Origin of the sequence: Pseudoalteromonas simplex (assembly GCF_015278155.1) — a bacterium.
Lineage (GTDB): Bacteria > Pseudomonadota > Gammaproteobacteria > Enterobacterales > Alteromonadaceae > Pseudoalteromonas > Pseudoalteromonas simplex.
This window is the reverse complement of sequence record NZ_JADILN010000002.1, coordinates 499583-516291: the sequence shown is the minus strand read 5'-3', so window position 1 is coordinate 516291 and position 16709 is coordinate 499583. Positions and strand designations below refer to the sequence as shown.

The following is a 16709-nucleotide window of genomic DNA, read 5'->3' as shown; positions in this document are numbered from 1 at the left end:
AAGCACCTGTGAAGCGCCCAAAGGGTTGGTTTAAAAGCGAATTATACTGCGTTATTGATTTTAACCATAGAACCACTATTGTTTGCAATCAATGCCTTGCCTAAATCGCTTTTAATTCCAACTGAAACTCGCACCTTGAGGTGGTTTGGGTATTAACATTATTAGTAATTTATGCAGCTATGTTAGTTATTTTGCCTTGTTTTAGCGACCGTTATTTTGCTTACACGTATTTAAAAAGTGGCGATAAACTGGGTTATCTTTCATATTCTTTTTCATCGCTAAATACATAGGGCGAGTAAGGCCTAGTGCACCTAACGGAATAGACTTAATGAGTCCTTGGCTTTCATAAGGAGTGACTAGCCAGTCTGGTAATGCTGCAACCCCCATACCTGCACTCACTAATTGAAATATCAATAAGCCTTGGTCAACCGTTTTAAGCGTGCCATCAAAGCGTGCATTTTGAATAAAATGTTTAAAGATGTCTTGGCGCTCACGGGGAATAGGGTACGAAATAATTGTTTCGTTTTTTAAATCAAGGGCGGTGACATAGGCTTTTTTTGCTAGCTCATGATCCGGTGCAACGATTAGTTTTAATTTAAAATCAAACAGGTGAGCATACTCAAGTTGATCGGGTTCACGAATATCAGAAGTCAGCACTAGATCTAATTCATCATTAATTAAATCTGGAATGGCGTCGTAACTAAAGCCGCGCTCGTAATCAATTTTAATATCAGGCCAAAAATTATTAAATTCTTTGATGGTTGGGAGCAACCAATGAAAGCAGGCATGACACTCAACGCTTAAACGTAAATTTGAGATTGGCTGGTTAAGGCTTTCTTTTAACCGACATTTTGTTGCCTCAACACGAGGTAATACTTCATTAGCAAGCTCCAGAAGTAGCATACCTTGCGGAGTAAAACGCACAGGCTGTGTTTTACGTTCGAACAGCTGGCAATCTAACTTATTCTCGAGATCTTTAATTTGATGCGATAAAGCCGATTGAGTTAAAAACAACTCACGGGCGGTATTGACCAAAGAGCCTGTTTCTTTAAGGGTCGCTATGGTTTTTAGGTGCTTTATATCAATCATCTTTAAAAAATCTCATGGAAAATGTGAGTCTAACTCAGATTACGAACATACTACGCCTTAGAATTTATTTTTTCAACGTCTAGACGTCTAAAATATGTGGTTATTTTAACTGCTTTTTTACAATACGCCTTTTTATAAATAATTGACAGCGTTGTCATAAGGTTTTTTGTAGTTTAACTATGAAATTCCATGAATTTACCTCAAGTTGAAATTTGCAGTTTAAATCGTGATACAGCTTGCGATTAGTAATTTGATATTTAATTAAAATTACTGAGAGTAGGGTTTAGTTGTTTGCTAAGATATTATTTTTTAGGTGTTATTATCTTCTATTAGGTGTAACGTGATTTTTAAAGGAATGCTTGTGATACGTACCGTAATTTTACTCTGTGCATGCTGGGTTTTGCCTGTTTGCGCTGGCACTATTTACAGCCAGTTTCCTACAGAGATTGACCCGCATGGTCACTACGTTTTTTATTCACATGGTTTTATCGTTGAAGGGACAAACCCTAAGCCTGTTCACAAAACCTTTGGGGTTTATGATTTTGTGGCTGTAAAAGAAGCACTGGCAGATGAAAGCTATCATTTAATTGCCTATCACAGGCCAAAAGGTACTGAGCCATTTACGTTTGCGAAAAAACTCGCTGCAGATGTTGAAGCATTGATCAGTGTCGGTGTTGCTGAGTCGAACATTAGTTTGGTTGGTTTTTCACGGGGCGGGGCATTGTCGATCCTGGCGGCTAATGAACTTAAACGTACACATATTAACTTAATTATATTGGCAGGTTGTGCAGGCCTTATAAAAAATCACACATCAGTTAAGGCTTATGGCAAAGTGTATTCTATCTTTGAGCGCTCAGATCAGGTTGGCTCTTGCCAATTTTTAATTGATAGAAGTGACGTAACCAAGTTCGAAGAAATAAGCATTAATACAGGGCTCTCCCATGGCGCATTTTATAAACCAAAAGATGAGTGGCTGTTACCAATTAAGAAGTGGCTAAAGGATTAACTATGCCTTATTTACTGTTAGTTATTGTGATCAGTTTTTTGAGTGTGAGCTCTGTAAGCAATGCTGAGCCGTTTACTTTGCCACGTACTAATACTGTGTTACTTAAAGATAAACATACCAAAAACGAATACCCCATTACGATTAAATTGCCACGCAGCTACCAAAAGCAGAACCAGAAGCGCCACCCAGTTGTTTACCTGTTAGATGCAAACTACAGTTTGCCAATTGCCTCTGGTGCTAGTCGCTTTATGATGAATTCGGTGGCTATAGAGGAGGTAATTATCGTTGCAGTTGGATATCAAAAAGGTGTATCTGGGCTCAATAGCCGTATTTATGACTATACGCCATTTGAAGATAAAAATTGGCAGCGTAAAACAGGCGGAGCAAGTCAGTATCTAAACTACCTAAAACATACTGTATTGCCTCATATTGAGGCTCACTACAGAACAACCCAAAAAAGTACGTTAGTCGGTAACTCACTTGGCGGTTTATTTGCGGCTTATACCTTATTCACTGAGCCTTCGCTTTTTTCAAATTATATTATCGGCAGTCCTTCAGTGTGGTTTAAAGAAAACTCAATATTAGCTATGGCTGTAAAACCAGCTGCCAACACAACAAAAGTTTACATCGCAGTGGGTGAACTTGAAGAAAGCGAAGGTGAAAAAATGGTGTCGGGCGCAAGGCAATTAGCAGCTAAAATTAATAAACAAAGCGGCGCGCTGGTTATAACAAATTTATTTGTTATTCCTCAGGCACGCCATGCAACCGCATTCCCAACAACGATTACCCAAGCCTTAGACTGGATTTACCAGGTTAATGGTAACTAAAGAGCGTGACACTTTTTATATTTTTTGCCGCTCCCACAAGGGCACTCGTCGTTACGGCCTATTTTAATATCTGCAACTGGCGTTATATCACCGTCTAGGTAACGCCATAGGCCATCTTCTTTAATAAAACGCGACTTCTCGTGTAACTCACAATACAAGTTTTGATAAAAGTAATTAGCTTTAAATTCTACAAAACCTTCTTGCTCGTTATGTTCAGTATCTAAAACACTTAGCTTGGTAAAACGGCAGCTATTAGCAAAATCTTTAATTTCGCGAACAGGGTTAGCGGCTTGCTGGCTTTGTGCATAGGTACTAAATACATATTTTGCATCTTTTAGTGCGTAAGCACTAAAACGAGAACGCATAAGTTGCTCTGGCGTATCAGCTTGGCTTGCACCTGTATGAAAAGGCTGGCAGCAAAGCTCGTAAGTCGATTCGCTGCCACAAGGACAAAGGGAGTGTGTGAGTGATGTCATAACAACTTACCTAAAACTATAAATTGTTATTTTAACAAGCCTATTGTGGCTGCGGTACTAAATTGTTTAATTGAGCGCTTTTTGTAAAACAATAAAATTTAGCAGATGCCTGCTCAAGGTTTAAGTTCATCGAATCAAGTTGATGATTGTTTACAATATCTGTCCATGTGATCACAGCAGCAAAATTACCGTTATGTAATGCTGAACTAAGAACATACTCAAGATTAACTAAATGTTTTTGTCTGATCACAAGAAGTTTGCTGGTATCAATCGAACATGAATCTAGTAAGGCTTTACTAGGAACATGATCAGGAGCAATTAATAGTGTCCATGCATTTTGGCTATTGTAATGATGCAATACTTTTAACAGCTCAAAAGTTGCTGAAATTTCGTCTTCAATTTGAATTAAATTAACAGACGCTTTGTCGTTATCTTGTTGGTAGCTTTTAACTGTTCTTAAGGTAATTGGCTGTAACATAACTTTCACTCACTGGTTGTTTATACAGTATGTGTATACAGTAGTTTATACAGTGTTTTTGCGCAAGTACTTTTTTGCTATTTTTTAACCAATGATTCAGTTTAATTTTAGTCAAAATAATTTAATTGTTATTAAACAGTGCTTTACGGTTTTATTTTGATGATTGGAAAAGGTGAAAAATTTACCAGTAAAGATATACAGTATTTTATACAGTACTGTGTAAACTGTAAAATTTTGAATCTATACAGGTGTTTTGCATAAAAAAAGCCGGCATCATACCGGCTCTTTATCTTTGCAATTTTGCTATTTATCTAAGTAGGTATTTAAAAACTCAAGGTATGCATTTGAGGCTTTTATGCGGTTTTCTTTTTTAGTAAAACCATGGCCTTCATCATCAAATAATACATATTCGACAGGCACACCATTTGCCTTTACAGCGGCAACAAGTTCATCGCTTTCAACTTGTAAAACTCGAGGGTCGTTAGCACCTTGGATCACCATTAATGGCTTGGTGATGTTTTTAGCATGAAATAGTGGCGAAATGGCACGGTGACGTTCACCGTCTGTCGCTGGGTCGCCCATTTCATCATACAGCGCCTTTTTAAAGCTTTCCCACCATGGTGGAATCGAGTTTAAGGTTCTAACCCAGTTTGTTACACCAAATATATTAATGCCTACTTTGAACTCTTCAGGTTCAAAGGCAAGAGCTGCGGCGGTCATAAAGCCACCATAGCTGCCCCCCATGATGCCAATTTTATCAGCATCAACCCAATCTAGGCTTTGCAGGTGTTTTTTACCGTAAACAATATCTTGTAAATCGTCAGTGCCATGCTTTTTATCATCTAAATGGAAGAAGGTTTTACCATAGCCTGAGCTGCCACGGTTATTAACTGCAAAAATGGCATAACCATGATTGACTAAATGCTGCTGCATTGCACTATAGCCTGTACGACTTTGGCCGCCAGGACCGCCGTGCACCCAAACTAAAGCTGGTACTTTGTTGTTGCTGTTAGCTTGCTTAGGCTTATATAAAACCCCGGGGATTTCTAAACCATCAAAGCTTTTAAAGCGCACAATTGTGCTTTCAACCAAGTCATTTTGATTAATTGCATCACTTAATGTGTTGGTTAACTGTTTAGCTTTTGATTCTCCGAGTTGCCAAACAAATAGGTTACTTGGTGAGGTATCTGAATTTAAATAAAACGCCATGGTCTTTTCATCAGCTGAAAAGTTCACACCACGTAAGTTACCAGCTGGCAGCGATGGCATGGCAATACCTTTACCTGTGGTGGTATCAATTATCGACACTTTAGTGCTTGCGTCAGCATTAACACCGCTTACTTGATAACGACCAGATTTAGAGAAGTAGATAAAACTCACATCCCACTCATCTTTGAGGGCAGGGCTGTGCTCGCCGGTCGTTAAGTCATAGCGCCACACCTCTGCAAACTCACCTTTGGCGTCGGTTGAGTAATATAATGATTTACTGTCTCTTGAGAAGGTTTCTGGGCCATATTTAGCGTCGTCGTCATGACGGGTAATGAGCTCTGGTTTCAGTGTTTTTTTACGCGTATCGAGAATAAATACATCGCTGTCTTTGTTCGAATTGTTTTTCGATAAAGCAATAAAGCGGCCGTCAGGGCTGATCGCACCGACATCTAGCCCCATGGTATTTTGATAAACAGGCGTTACTTCATAGCTATTAGCATCAACACGATATAGGTCCATAAACTTAGCATCACGCTGATTGCTGGTTATAAAAAAGTGTTTACCGTCTTCTGTGAAGCCTGCAAATCCTGCACGGGTTTCTTCACCTGGCGTAAGATCTTTAACTGTGCCGTCTGTTTCGCGAACATAGATGTGATAACGCTCATTACCGCCAGAGTCTTTAGTAAATAGTACGCGCTCATCTTTAGGGAAATAAGCCACAGCATACGTACTGTCTTCAAAATCTGTTAAGCGGGTTTTTTTGGCGGTTTTTATATCTACTTCGTATAGGCTATAAATACCGCTTTCGTCACTGCTAACGAGTATTTTGTCGCCTTTTGGTGAAAAGCTGCTGCCCATGATTGAGGTTGTATCAAAAAAGGTTTCAGCGTCATACTGTTTAACAGTTTGGCTTTGTTGCACGCTTTCGGTGCTGCTAGTTGATGGGGTTGATTGTGAACATCCTGCAAGTGCAAGGCTAAGTGCGCATGCAACAGCTGCTAGTTGAAAACTCGGTTTCATTGTAATTATTCCTTGTTAATTTTTCGTTTTAAAGTGTTGCCTGTTCATAATCTAAACGCAAGTTTTACCCGTTCGATATTTGTTACAAATCATGTAACTAATAAGAGATATGAGTGTGTTACTATTTTTTCACTATTAAAGGAATAAACATGATTGAAATTAACAACCTCAATAAGCGCTTTGCTTCAGCCCACGTTTTTGAAAACTATAATAAGCAATTTCAAGGTAAACGAGTTTGTTTACAGGCAGCCAATGGCAGAGGAAAAACAACATTATTGATGATGCTAGCTGGCCTTGAAAAGCCGCAATCAGGGCAGGTTTTATATAATAATCAAGCATTAAAATCGCCGCAAAACATTGTTTCAATTGCTAGCGACCGTATTGCTCTGCCAGATTTTTTAACTGCGCGACAAGTTATTGAACTTAGTTGCAAGGCGTTAAAGAAAGATATGCCTGAGCAACTCATTACTGGATTTAACTTTAAAGAGCACCTCAATACTCGCTTTAGTGCTTTGTCGAGTGGCAATCAAAAGAAGTGTCAGCTTATAACTGCTTTTTTAAAGCAAGCTCCATTTTTGCTATTAGATGAACCGAGTGCTGCACTTGATCAAACAAGTATAAAATTTTTGCTGACCTTACTTGATGACTACCTTGATAATAAACCTAATGGGCAAATTATCATTACAAGCCACGAACCAGAGGTGTTTATACAGCACGGTTTTGAGTGCACATCACTATGATAAATTCCTTTGCAAGTTACTTCTCATTCCTTTCTTTTCGATACTTAGCATATACGACCACCCTCAAGAGCATGCTGTCTCAGTTAAAGAATTTTAGCTTGTTGTTTGCACTGGTACTGGGCCCAGCTTTTCTTGGTATGGTTTTATTGTTGTTTTTAGGACTTGGTAAAATAGTCGATAGCCATGCAGCACCTGGTTACGGTGCAAAATTAGCAGTGATTTATCTTTTACTTGAATCAGTAATGTTATGGGCCATGGCACCAGCCATTAAAAATGAGCAAAATAGGGCATTTCAGCGAAGTCTATATAAATCCTCTTGGCGAGTATGTGTTGACTGCAAGTTACTACTGTTAAGTAATGCTTGGCTTATTGCCAGTTTACTAATAGCAGTCGACCTATCGTTAAAGCAATGGCTACAAGTGCCTCATTTTATACTGTTTATGCTGTTGCAGTGGCTATGTGGAGTATTTGTTCTTTATAGGCCACGTGCACTTTTTTATAGTTTATTACTCAGTTCTATCTTGGTATTACTGCCTGCTAGTTTAACTTCACTGCAATACTATCTAAGTTTTATTGCAATTTTCGGCTGTTCGATTTTACTCCCACCTGTAAGAATAAGTCATAAGTTAAAAGTACACTCGCTTGCTTTGTTTTGGCTTAGTTACTTTATACAGCATAGCTGGAGCTTAATATGGCGTGGTTCAGTCTTGCTAGCATGCTTGCTCGCTTTATTACAGCTAATTGCAGTGCGTAATGACTTTAGCGACTTGGTACTGGCTTTGGCTTTTTCAGTATGCGTGTTGCTAACAAGCTCGCTGCAGTTCGATTGCTTGGCTGTTTTTAAAAAATATCGGCTGTTCTTTCAAAGCAATAACCAAGATAAGCCGTTTTATCTAAGCCAGTTTTTACCGAGCTTTATATTTTTTTCTGTGGCTTTCATTGTCGTTATAAGCATGCTTGGCACTAACTTGATTTACATCCCTATTGGGGCAGTGTGGTGTGTATTGCAGCAATATTTAGCGCAAAAAAAACCAGCGCAATTTGCGCTGGTTTGGTTTTTCATAACAATTGGAATTGTTTTGCTAGCTTAAGCGGCGTCTGCTTTTTTATCGCTCTCGCCGCGGGCAACATTACCTGCAACTAAGTCTGCTGGGTCAAAGTCGTCAACGTTAATAACGTCAAGACGGGCTTTTTCAACAGCAGCTAGTTTGTCGGCTTCAGCTTGGCTTAAAATGCCTGCTTCTAGGCCCATTTGCGCTACTTTATCAAGCTGGAAGAAAGGCAGTTTTACGCCTTTTTCACGGCATACCTTGTCAAACAGAGGCTCAACTTCAAGGATGTCTTTAAGCGTTTGCTCTTGACGACCAACAAGGTTAAGTGGCTCGTTTTTAAGATAAATGTAGTTAGCTAAACGGTTACGAGTTTCGCTTGGTACTTGTAATAAGTGAGCAAGTTTGTGCTCAAGCTTATCAGTAGGCTTACGTACTGGACGACCGAATGGGAATAACATGATTTTTAGCATCGCACGTAGTGGTGCAGATGGCATGTTATTGATTAAGTCAGCGAGTGCACGTTGGCAGTGGTAAAGGTGATCTTGGCAGCTCCATTGAACAAGCGCAAAATCTTCTTTTTTACGGCCTTCGTCGTTGTAACGTTTAAGTGTTGCAGATACAAGGTATAAGTAGCTTAGTAAGTCACCTAAACGTGCAGAGATACGCTCTTTACGTTTTAATGAACCACCAAATACTGCCATGCTGATATCTGACATTAATGCTAATGATGCACTGAAACGTGACGCAACACGATAAAACTCGGCTGTTTCGTCTTTGTATGGTGTACTTGTGAAGCGAGCATTTGTTAATGCTAACCACTTAGTACGAACAAGGTTCGAAATAGTAAAGCCAACGTGACCCATTAATGCTTTATCGAATACAGCAAGCGCTTCTTCGCGGTCTTCAATTGCACAAGCACCTAGCTCAGTTAACACGAATGGATGACAACGAATTGCACCTTGACCATAAATGATCATGTTACGTGTTAAGATATTTGCACCTTCAACGGTAATTGCAATTGGCGCACCTTGGTAACCGCGACCTAAGTAGTTGTTTGGACCAAGCATGATGCCTTTACCACCATGAACATCCATGCCGTGAATAGTCGCTTCACGCATTTGCTCAGTTAAGTGGTATTTGATAATCGCAGATACAACCGATGGTTTTTCACCAAGGTCAACAGCCCCTGTAGACATGCTCACTGCAGCATCAGAGCTATATGCGTAACCTGCAAGTTTTGCCATTGATTCTTCAACACCTTCCATTTGACCAATTGGTAAACGGAATTGACGGCGAATACGGCTGTAAGAGCCTGTTGCAAGCGCAATTGTTTTAATGCCACCTGTTGAGTTAGACGGCAATGTAATTGCACGACCAACAGATAAACATTCAACAAGCATACGCCAGCCTTGACCAGCCATTTTCGGGCCACCAATGATGTAATCAAGTGGTACGAAGATGTCTTTACCGCGAGTAGGACCATTTTGGAATGGTACGTTTAGCGGGAAGTGACGACGGCCAATTTCGACCCCTGGAGTATCTGTAGGGATCAGCGCACAGGTAATACCAGGTTCTTTGTCATCACCTAGTAAACCGTCTGGATCTTGTAGTTTAAATGCAAGACCAAGTACAGTCGCAACAGGAGCAAGAGTAATGTAACGCTTGTTCCATGTCAGGCTAATACCAACAACTTCTTCGCCGTTCCATTGACCTTTACAAACAACACCGTAATCAGGAATTGCACTTGCGTCAGAACCGGCTTCTGGTGATGTTAAAGCAAAACATGGGATCTCTTGACCACTTGCTAAGCGTGGTAAGTAATGATCTTTTTGCTCTTTTGTACCATAGTGCTGAAGTAACTCGCCCGGCCCTAATGAGTTAGGTACACCTACAATAGAAGAAAGTAGCGTCGATTTACTGGTTAGCTTTTGCAGAACACATGATTGTGCATAAGCAGAAAACTCTAAACCGCCGAATTCTTTTTTGATGATCATGGCAAAGAATTTATTATCTTTTAGATATTGCCAAACATCTTGCGGTAAATCAGTTAGTTCGTGAGTGGCGTGCCAGTCATCTAGCATGCTACACACTTCTTCAACTGGACCATCAATAAACGCTTGCTCTTCGATAGTCAGTTTAGGTGCTGGGTATTGGTGTAATTTGTTCCAGTCAGGACGACCACAAAATAGATCCGCTTCCCACCACGTCGTACCGGCATCGATTGCTGATTTTTCAGTATCCGACATCGTCGGGGTTACTTTTTTGAAAGCAGCGAAGATAGGTTTGATGATGTATTGTTGACGAACGCCAGTCACAGAAAGTGGCACAGCGATAAGTAAGAATAGTAGCCAACTAATTGCGCCAAACGCGCCAGCAAATGTGCCAACAAGTAAAGTCGCAACGGCAATACCTAAGCAGGTATTCCAGCTTGCTCTGTGGTAACTCGCAATACTAAGCAGCACGAGTAAACCAAGTAAAAATATGAGAGTCATTGATTATTCCTTAATAGAGGTCAGACCACCTCTTTTAGAGTAGCGCTAGAAAAGCGAATTATCAAGAGGGGAACAAGGATTAAAACGGCTTGTTTGGTGAGTTTTATTATTTTAAAAATGGCTATCAGTGCAAAAACATTTACAGCAGATGAGGAATTGTTGAGTAATTACTTATAATCAGCGCCGTTATACTTACGATTAGTTGTGAATTGCTCAGATAGTTCTGAAAATCTCAGCATAGCAGTTGCCATCTTTAACGCTATGTTTAACAATGAGCGCAGGCAGGGATCAGCCCATCATGCCTTCCTTCGATTAGTTTTATAGGTTAAGAGTTCTATGTGTGAGTTGCTTGGCATGTCGGCCAATGTACCAACGGATATTTGTTTCAGTTTTTCAGGATTATTAGAACGCGGTGGTAATACTGGCCCGCATAAAGATGGCTGGGGCATCACTTTTTACGAAGGCAAAGGCTGTCGTACATTTAAAGATCCTGAGCCAAGTTGCCAATCAGAAATTGCCAAACTCGTCAAAGCTTACCCAATAAAAAGTATTTCGGTGATAAGCCATATTCGCCAAGGTAATCGTGGTCGAGTGTGCCTTGAAAATACCCACCCATTTACCCGTGAGTTATGGGGCCGTGAAATTACGTATGCTCACAACGGGCAATTATCGAATTATCATGATTTAAAACCAGATTACTATCGACCTGTGGGGAATACAGACAGTGAACTGGCGTTTTGCTGGCTGCTCGATAAAATTCGCGAAAAATACCCTAAACGCCCATCAAATATGGCGTCTGTATTTCGTTATGCTGCAAAGCTTGCTCATACGCTGCGTGAGAAAGGCGTATTTAATATGCTACTTACCGATGGTGTTTATGTTTTAGCTTATTGCACCAATAACCTACATTGGATCACACGCCGTGCACCGTTTGGTAAAGCGACATTAATTGATGCAGACATGGTGATTGATTTTCAAAAAGAAACCACACCGAACGATGTGGTTACTGTGATTGCAACAAGGCCGCTCACCAATGATGAACGCTGGCAGAAAATGGAGCCAGGTGAGTTTGCACTGTTTAAAATGGGCGAAAAGATTTAAATAAAAGATGAAGCGCTACTCAGGCGCTTCATTACTCACTTCTTGTTGCACTTCATTTGGAACACTAACAGGTGTGGTCACGGTGAATGAATTAAGCTGCACTTCAAATTGCTCTACGCCTTTTTCACCTTTCCACATACGAACTAGCATGTAGTCCATTTCTGGGGCAAACCAAGCAAGCGCTTGACGCTTATCGTTATCGTATAATCGTTTTACTTTAATCGCTTCTACATTACCAATAGGTAGCGAAATCATTTCTGTGCCGACAACTTCAAAGTCATAATTACGAAGGTTGCCTTTTTTATCAATCAGTGGATACGATAATTGCGTTTTACCTTGTTTTAGCTCTTCGCGTACTTGCACTTGATAAGACAGTGAATCTTGAAAATCATCTGACCAATCAATTTTAAGAGGGTATTTACTTTGGCTGCTTTGAACTTGCTTTTGCGTAGCATCAAATTTTAAGCTGTACTCTTTATCAGGCCCGGTGCCCGAACGCTCCATAGTGTAACTTAGCGGAGAAATTTTCTGATCATGATAAGTAAACATGGATGTTTCTTTTCGTGAGTCTGAAAAAATCATCCATTCGATTTCACTGTGATAAGTGATCACGTAGTTACCGTCTGCGGCTTTTTTCAGCTCGCGTACTGCTTTACCATGGGTTTCGCCTTTACGAAGTACATCGTATTTGGCTTCGTATTGAGTGAGGTCGCCAGCTAATACACTGGTAGGAAGTAATAAAGTGCCCACACAAGCGAGTAGGGCACTTAGATTTTTATTCTGGGTAGTGCGCGCCGTGTGCAGGAAGTTTCTTTTCGTCAAAAACTGCATAATCTGCTTCCATCTTGAGTCGTTGTTCACTGAACCACTTGACCACCAACGGATAGATTATATGTTCTTGCTGATGAACACGTTGTGCGAGTGTCTCTGCGGTATCGTTTTCGAGTACCGGCACTTTGGCTTGAAGAACAACGGGACCGCCGTCTAGCTCTTCTGTGACAAAGTGAACACTAACACCATGAACCTCATCTTTTGCATCTATCGCTCGCTGGTGGGTATTCAGCCCTTGGTACTTAGGCAACAAAGAAGGGTGAATGTTCAACATTTTTCCCTTAAACTTTTGCACTAAGCTAGGTGTAAGAATACGCATAAAACCAGCTAATACAACTAGATTTGGTTCAAAATTGTCAATAATGTCCATTAACTCAGCATCATAGGCCTCGCGCGAGTCAAAATCTTTATGGCTTAGTACACATGTTTGTATACCTGCATTTTTTGCTCGCTCAAGGCCATAGGCGTCGGCTTTATTACTAATTACAGCGGCGATTTCGGCCTTTATCTCACCACGCGCACACGCGTCAATGATGGCTTGAAGGTTTGAACCGCTACCAGAAATTAATACAACAAGACGACAAGGGGTCATTAGTCACGACCACCTAAAATTTCTACTTGCTCTTCGCCTGCTTTCGCATCTTGGATCTCACCGATATGCCATGCATTTTCGCCAAGATCTTTAAGGATTGTTAAGCTTTGCTCAAGTTTGTCAGCTGGAACAACTAAAACCATGCCTACACCACAGTTGAATGTACGGTACATTTCGTGTGTTGTGATGTTGCCGTTTTCTTGTAACCAGTTGAAAACAACAGGCCATTCCCAGCTGTCACCTTTGATTACTGCTTTTGCAGATTCAGGAAGTACGCGCGGGATGTTTTCCCAGAAACCACCACCCGTGATGTGAGATAACGCATGTACGTCAACCTGCTTGAATAGCTCAAGTAGTTGTTTAACGTAGATACGAGTTGGCTCTAAAAGGTGATCGCCAAGTGTTTTGCCTTCAAGCTCAGCGCTCGTGTCTGCGCCAGATACTTCAAGAACTTTACGAATTAATGAGAAGCCGTTTGAGTGAGGACCACTTGATGCAAGAGCGATTAATTGATCGCCTGCAGCAACTTTAGTACCGTCGATAATTTTTGATTTTTCTACAACACCAGTACAGAAACCAGCCATATCGTAGTCTTCACCGTCGTACATACCTGGCATTTCAGCAGTTTCACCACCGATTAATGCACAGCCAGAAAGCTCACAGCCTTTACCAATACCTGTTACAACATCAGCCGCAGTATCTACGTCTAATTTACCCGTTGCATAGTAATCAAGGAAAAATAGTGGCTCTGCACCTTGTACAATAAGGTCGTTTACACACATAGCAACAAGGTCGATACCCACTGTGTCGTGCTTTTTAAGATCGATTGCTAAACGTAGTTTTGTACCAACACCGTCTGTGCCAGCAACCAGTACAGGCTCTTTATAGCCAGTTGGTAGTTCGCAAAGTGCGCCAAAACCACCGATACCGCCCATTACTTCAGGACGTCTGGTTTTTTTAACTACGCCTTTAATACGCTCAACAAGTGCATTACCGGCATCGATATCTACGCCCGCGTCTTTATAGCTAAGAGACTGTTTTTGTTCGCTCACAGGTTTTCCTCAAAAAAGTTGCATGTGGGTTGCTTAGAAACGCGCGTATTTTACAACAATTGCACTGGCGCGGCTAGTTGAAAAATCACTTTAACCGACTTGACAAGGACAGTTGTCCGGTTTTTTGTTTTCAAGTTACAAGGCAAAAGTATCAAGCAAATGAACTTTTAACCTTGAAACTCGAAACTTCTAACTATTTGTTAAGCTTTCGCTGTTAAAATAGCGCGCAGAGGGGCAGGGTAACCTTCAATGGTTTTGCTGGTGTCATTAGGGTCTAAAAAGTCGACCAGTGATTCGTTTTCCATCCATTGGGTTTTACGTTGTTCTTCAAGCGTTGTGATTGCGCAGTCTTTAACTTGTACATCTTTAAAGCCAACGCGCTCCATCCATAGCTTTAATGCCGCGGTGCTTGGGATAAACCATACATTACGCATTTTTGCATAGCGGTCAGTTGGCACTAAAACTGTGTGCTCATCACCTTCTACAACCAGTGTTTCAAGGACTAACTCACCCCCTGGGCGAAGCTGCGCTTTTAATTGCGCTAAAAAGTCGATAGGCGAACGACGATGATATAAAACACCCATCGAAAAAACTGTATCGAATGCTTTTAGCTCTGGCAGAGCTTCAACACCTAACGGCAATAAATGCACGTTTTCATCTTGGTGGTAATGCTTTATCGCTTGGAATTGGCATAAAAATAAATCGGATGGATCGATACCCACCACAAAATTTGCGCCTTCACCGCGCATGCGCCACAAGTGATAACCCGAGCCACAGCCAATATCAAGCACAGTGCGGCCTTTTAACGGTTCGATATGAGGCAGTAAACGATCCCATTTCCAATCACTGCGCCACTCAGTATCAATCTCGATACCGTGTAAGCTAAAGGGGCCTTTACGCCATGGCATCATGCGCTTTAATAAATGCGTTAACTGTTTTTGCTGACCTTCAGATAGCTCATCACCGGTGCCAATTTGTACTTTATCCTGAAGATTTACATGGTTTGTGCTTACCTCAGGTAAGTTTTTCAGCACTTTTTGCCATTTCGGTAAATCGCCGTGGCTGGCTTCTAGTTCCCAGTGTTTTAATTGACCAGGCAAAGTTTCGAGCCAGTGGCTAAGCGGGCTTTGTGCAATTGCAGCGTAAAATTGGTTAAACCATTGAGACATGAAATACTCTTTATATCGTTGTGATGATTACTTGATTGCAATCATCGAGCAGAAGTTAAAACATTGATACCACACTTGCGTTTGGCTAAAACCAATTTCACTTAATCGGTTTAAGTGGGTAGATAAATGATCAGGGCGCATGACATTTTCGATAGCCGTACGCTTTTGGCTGATCTCAAGCTCCGAATAGCCGTTGTGACGTTTAAAATTATGGTGTAAATCAATGAGTAAATTATCGCATTGCTCATTTTCACCTCTAATTTTTTCGCTCAGCAGCAAAACACCGCCTGGTTTTAAATTTGCGTAAATCTTTTCAAGCACCGCTTGGCGCTTTTCAGGTGGAATAAACTGCAGTGTAAAATTCATCGCAACCACAGAGGCATTCTCGATGTCTAAATCGTTGATATCACCTAGTGTAACTGTGACCGGCACGTCAGAGCGAAAACCTTGTAAATGTAATTTACAGCGCTCAACCATCGCTTCTGAGTTATCGACGGCAATAATATTACAGTTATCGGTGCGAATATTACGGCGCATACTTAACGTTACAGCGCCAAGAGAACAGCCTAAGTCGTATAGGTTTGAATTGCTTTGCGCGTACTCGCCAGCCAGCTTGCCTATGGTGCTAACAATAGTTGCATAACCTGGCACCGAGCGCTGGATCATATCAGGGAAAACTTCTACTACATGTTGGTCAAAGCTAAAGTCTTTAACCGCTTGCTCAGTGGCATAAATACTGTCTTTTTGCGTCACGTGAACAGTCTCTTTAAAAAATAATACCGCTATTTTAGCATTTTTAACTGGATAGTCAGTGATAAATTCAGTAGCTTGGCTAGAATTATCAATAACAAGTACAAAAAAGAGAAGTTTAATGACAAAAAGCAAAGTGATCAGTACAGAAGATATCTTATCAACTCTGTGTCATTCAGTGACTGGAGTTCTGTCTTCAGCAAGCGGTAACAGTATTAGTTATTCTGCCATGGTTCAAAAAATCACCCGCACCTGTATGCGCCCAGATATTGGCTGTTTTGTATTGTTCGATGGTGGCTTTACCGGTCTTGTGGTAACAAACTTCACAGCGCAAGCTGCCATGGAAATTTACCATGACTACATGCGTAACATGGGAATGCCAGAAGAAGAAATTGCACAAAGCCATTTATCAGATGATGTGGCAAACGTACTTGGCGAACTGATGAACCAAATCGTTGGTGACTTTACGTCAAAAGTACGCGACCAGCTGCATACTTCTATCACGCAAAACCAACCTAAGATGATGGCAATTAATAAGCAGGTGCAAATCTCTGTTGATACCACTATGGATAGACCACAAGCACGCCGTGTGACCTTCACCACAGCAAAGCAAAATATCTTCTATCTAGAATTAGCCATGGATAAAACTGAATTTATCAAACTACATGACTTTGATATTTCAGAAGCGGTTGATCCGGATGACATCATCGAAAACGAAGCTAAACAAAAAGCTGAAAAGCAGAAAGCATCATCACAAGCAGACGATGCAGATGATGATTTTATGGCAGAACTTGGTTTGTAACCCAAAGACTTGAGCTGTCAGCC

At 40.9% G+C, this 16709-nt stretch carries 16 protein-coding genes; 6 read left to right on the top strand and 10 right to left on the bottom strand.

The window, feature by feature from the left end:
• Positions 1-201: 201 nt before the first annotated feature.
• Positions 202-1089 carry a LysR substrate-binding domain-containing protein gene (locus tag IRQ78_RS06175; protein WP_054551603.1) on the bottom strand — a complete coding sequence of 296 codons (888 nt, stop codon included), beginning with the start codon at positions 1087-1089 and terminating at the stop codon, positions 202-204.
• A 361-nt stretch (positions 1090-1450) separates the two neighbouring features.
• On the opposite strand from IRQ78_RS06175, the gene IRQ78_RS06170 reads away from it, so the two are divergent.
• Together IRQ78_RS06170 and IRQ78_RS06165 are read left to right on the top strand one after the other, a co-directional pair.
• The gene (locus IRQ78_RS06170; RefSeq protein ID WP_235373737.1) at positions 1451-2095 is read left to right on the top strand and encodes an alpha/beta fold hydrolase; all 645 of its coding nucleotides are present in this window, start codon (positions 1451-1453) and stop codon (positions 2093-2095) included.
• Positions 2096-2097: 2 nt separating this feature from the next.
• On the top strand, positions 2098-2922 hold the full coding sequence (locus IRQ78_RS06165) for an alpha/beta hydrolase (RefSeq protein ID WP_194441618.1): 825 nt from the start codon (positions 2098-2100) through the stop codon (positions 2920-2922).
• Here IRQ78_RS06165 and IRQ78_RS06160 read toward each other — a convergent pair.
• From IRQ78_RS06160 to IRQ78_RS06150, 3 genes are all read right to left on the bottom strand, one after another.
• Positions 2919-3398, bottom strand: coding sequence for a YchJ family protein (locus IRQ78_RS06160; RefSeq protein WP_054551601.1), 480 nt, complete (start codon positions 3396-3398; stop codon positions 2919-2921). The two genes, IRQ78_RS06165 and IRQ78_RS06160, sit on opposite strands and share 4 nt — an antisense overlap.
• Before the next feature lie 40 nt (positions 3399-3438).
• On the bottom strand, positions 3439-3876 hold the full coding sequence (locus IRQ78_RS06155; RefSeq protein ID WP_054551944.1) for a SulA-like leucine-rich domain-containing protein: 438 nt from the start codon (positions 3874-3876) through the stop codon (positions 3439-3441).
• 303 nt (positions 3877-4179) lie between these two features.
• Positions 4180-6105 (bottom strand): S9 family peptidase, encoded by a 1926-nt coding sequence (locus IRQ78_RS06150; RefSeq protein WP_194441617.1) that lies wholly within the window; start codon positions 6103-6105, stop codon positions 4180-4182.
• A 149-nt stretch (positions 6106-6254) separates the two neighbouring features.
• Between IRQ78_RS06150 and IRQ78_RS06145 the strand changes: the two genes are divergently transcribed.
• Both IRQ78_RS06145 and IRQ78_RS06140 read left to right on the top strand, forming a co-directional pair.
• Positions 6255-6845, top strand: a complete 591-nt coding sequence (locus tag IRQ78_RS06145) for an ATP-binding cassette domain-containing protein (protein ID WP_054551599.1) — start codon at positions 6255-6257, stop codon at positions 6843-6845.
• Positions 6842-7936: a DUF6136 family protein gene (locus tag IRQ78_RS06140; protein ID WP_194441616.1), complete on the top strand. Its 1095-nt coding sequence runs from the start codon at positions 6842-6844 to the stop codon at positions 7934-7936. The genes IRQ78_RS06145 and IRQ78_RS06140 overlap by 4 nt, the downstream gene beginning before the upstream one ends.
• On the opposite strand, the gene fadE is transcribed toward IRQ78_RS06140, so the two are convergent.
• Positions 7933-10389 (bottom strand): acyl-CoA dehydrogenase FadE, encoded by a 2457-nt coding sequence (fadE, locus tag IRQ78_RS06135; RefSeq protein ID WP_054551597.1) that lies wholly within the window; start codon positions 10387-10389, stop codon positions 7933-7935. The two genes, IRQ78_RS06140 and fadE, sit on opposite strands and share 4 nt — an antisense overlap.
• Positions 10390-10725: 336 nt before the next feature.
• Here fadE and IRQ78_RS06130 point away from each other — a divergent pair, with 336 nt between their 5' ends.
• Positions 10726-11490, top strand: a complete 765-nt coding sequence (locus IRQ78_RS06130) for a class II glutamine amidotransferase (RefSeq protein ID WP_054551596.1) — start codon at positions 10726-10728, stop codon at positions 11488-11490.
• A gap of 15 nt (positions 11491-11505) precedes the next feature.
• On the opposite strand, the gene IRQ78_RS06125 is transcribed toward IRQ78_RS06130, so the two are convergent.
• The 5 genes from IRQ78_RS06125 to cmoA all read right to left on the bottom strand — a co-directional run bounded on the left by IRQ78_RS06125 (position 11506) and on the right by cmoA (position 15887).
• The gene (locus tag IRQ78_RS06125) at positions 11506-12321 is read right to left on the bottom strand and encodes a DUF3108 domain-containing protein (protein WP_082389175.1); all 816 of its coding nucleotides are present in this window, start codon (positions 12319-12321) and stop codon (positions 11506-11508) included.
• Complete coding sequence (purN, locus tag IRQ78_RS06120; RefSeq protein WP_138599716.1) at positions 12266-12913, bottom strand: phosphoribosylglycinamide formyltransferase; 648 nt, start codon at positions 12911-12913, stop codon at positions 12266-12268. The genes IRQ78_RS06125 and purN overlap by 56 nt, the downstream gene beginning before the upstream one ends.
• Positions 12913-13965 carry a phosphoribosylformylglycinamidine cyclo-ligase gene (gene purM, locus IRQ78_RS06115; RefSeq protein WP_054551593.1) on the bottom strand — a complete coding sequence of 351 codons (1053 nt, stop codon included), beginning with the start codon at positions 13963-13965 and terminating at the stop codon, positions 12913-12915. The genes purN and purM overlap by 1 nt, the downstream gene beginning before the upstream one ends.
• 200 nt (positions 13966-14165) lie before the next feature.
• Positions 14166-15134 carry a tRNA 5-methoxyuridine(34)/uridine 5-oxyacetic acid(34) synthase CmoB gene (cmoB, locus tag IRQ78_RS06110; RefSeq protein ID WP_054551592.1) on the bottom strand — a complete coding sequence of 323 codons (969 nt, stop codon included), beginning with the start codon at positions 15132-15134 and terminating at the stop codon, positions 14166-14168.
• A 27-nt stretch (positions 15135-15161) separates the two neighbouring features.
• Positions 15162-15887: a carboxy-S-adenosyl-L-methionine synthase CmoA gene (cmoA, locus tag IRQ78_RS06105; RefSeq protein ID WP_194441615.1), complete on the bottom strand. Its 726-nt coding sequence runs from the start codon at positions 15885-15887 to the stop codon at positions 15162-15164.
• A 118-nt stretch (positions 15888-16005) separates the two neighbouring features.
• Here cmoA and IRQ78_RS06100 point away from each other — a divergent pair, with 118 nt between their 5' ends.
• Positions 16006-16686 carry a DUF3334 family protein gene (locus IRQ78_RS06100; RefSeq protein ID WP_054551591.1) on the top strand — a complete coding sequence of 227 codons (681 nt, stop codon included), beginning with the start codon at positions 16006-16008 and terminating at the stop codon, positions 16684-16686.
• The last annotated feature ends 23 nt before the right edge of the window (positions 16687-16709 follow it).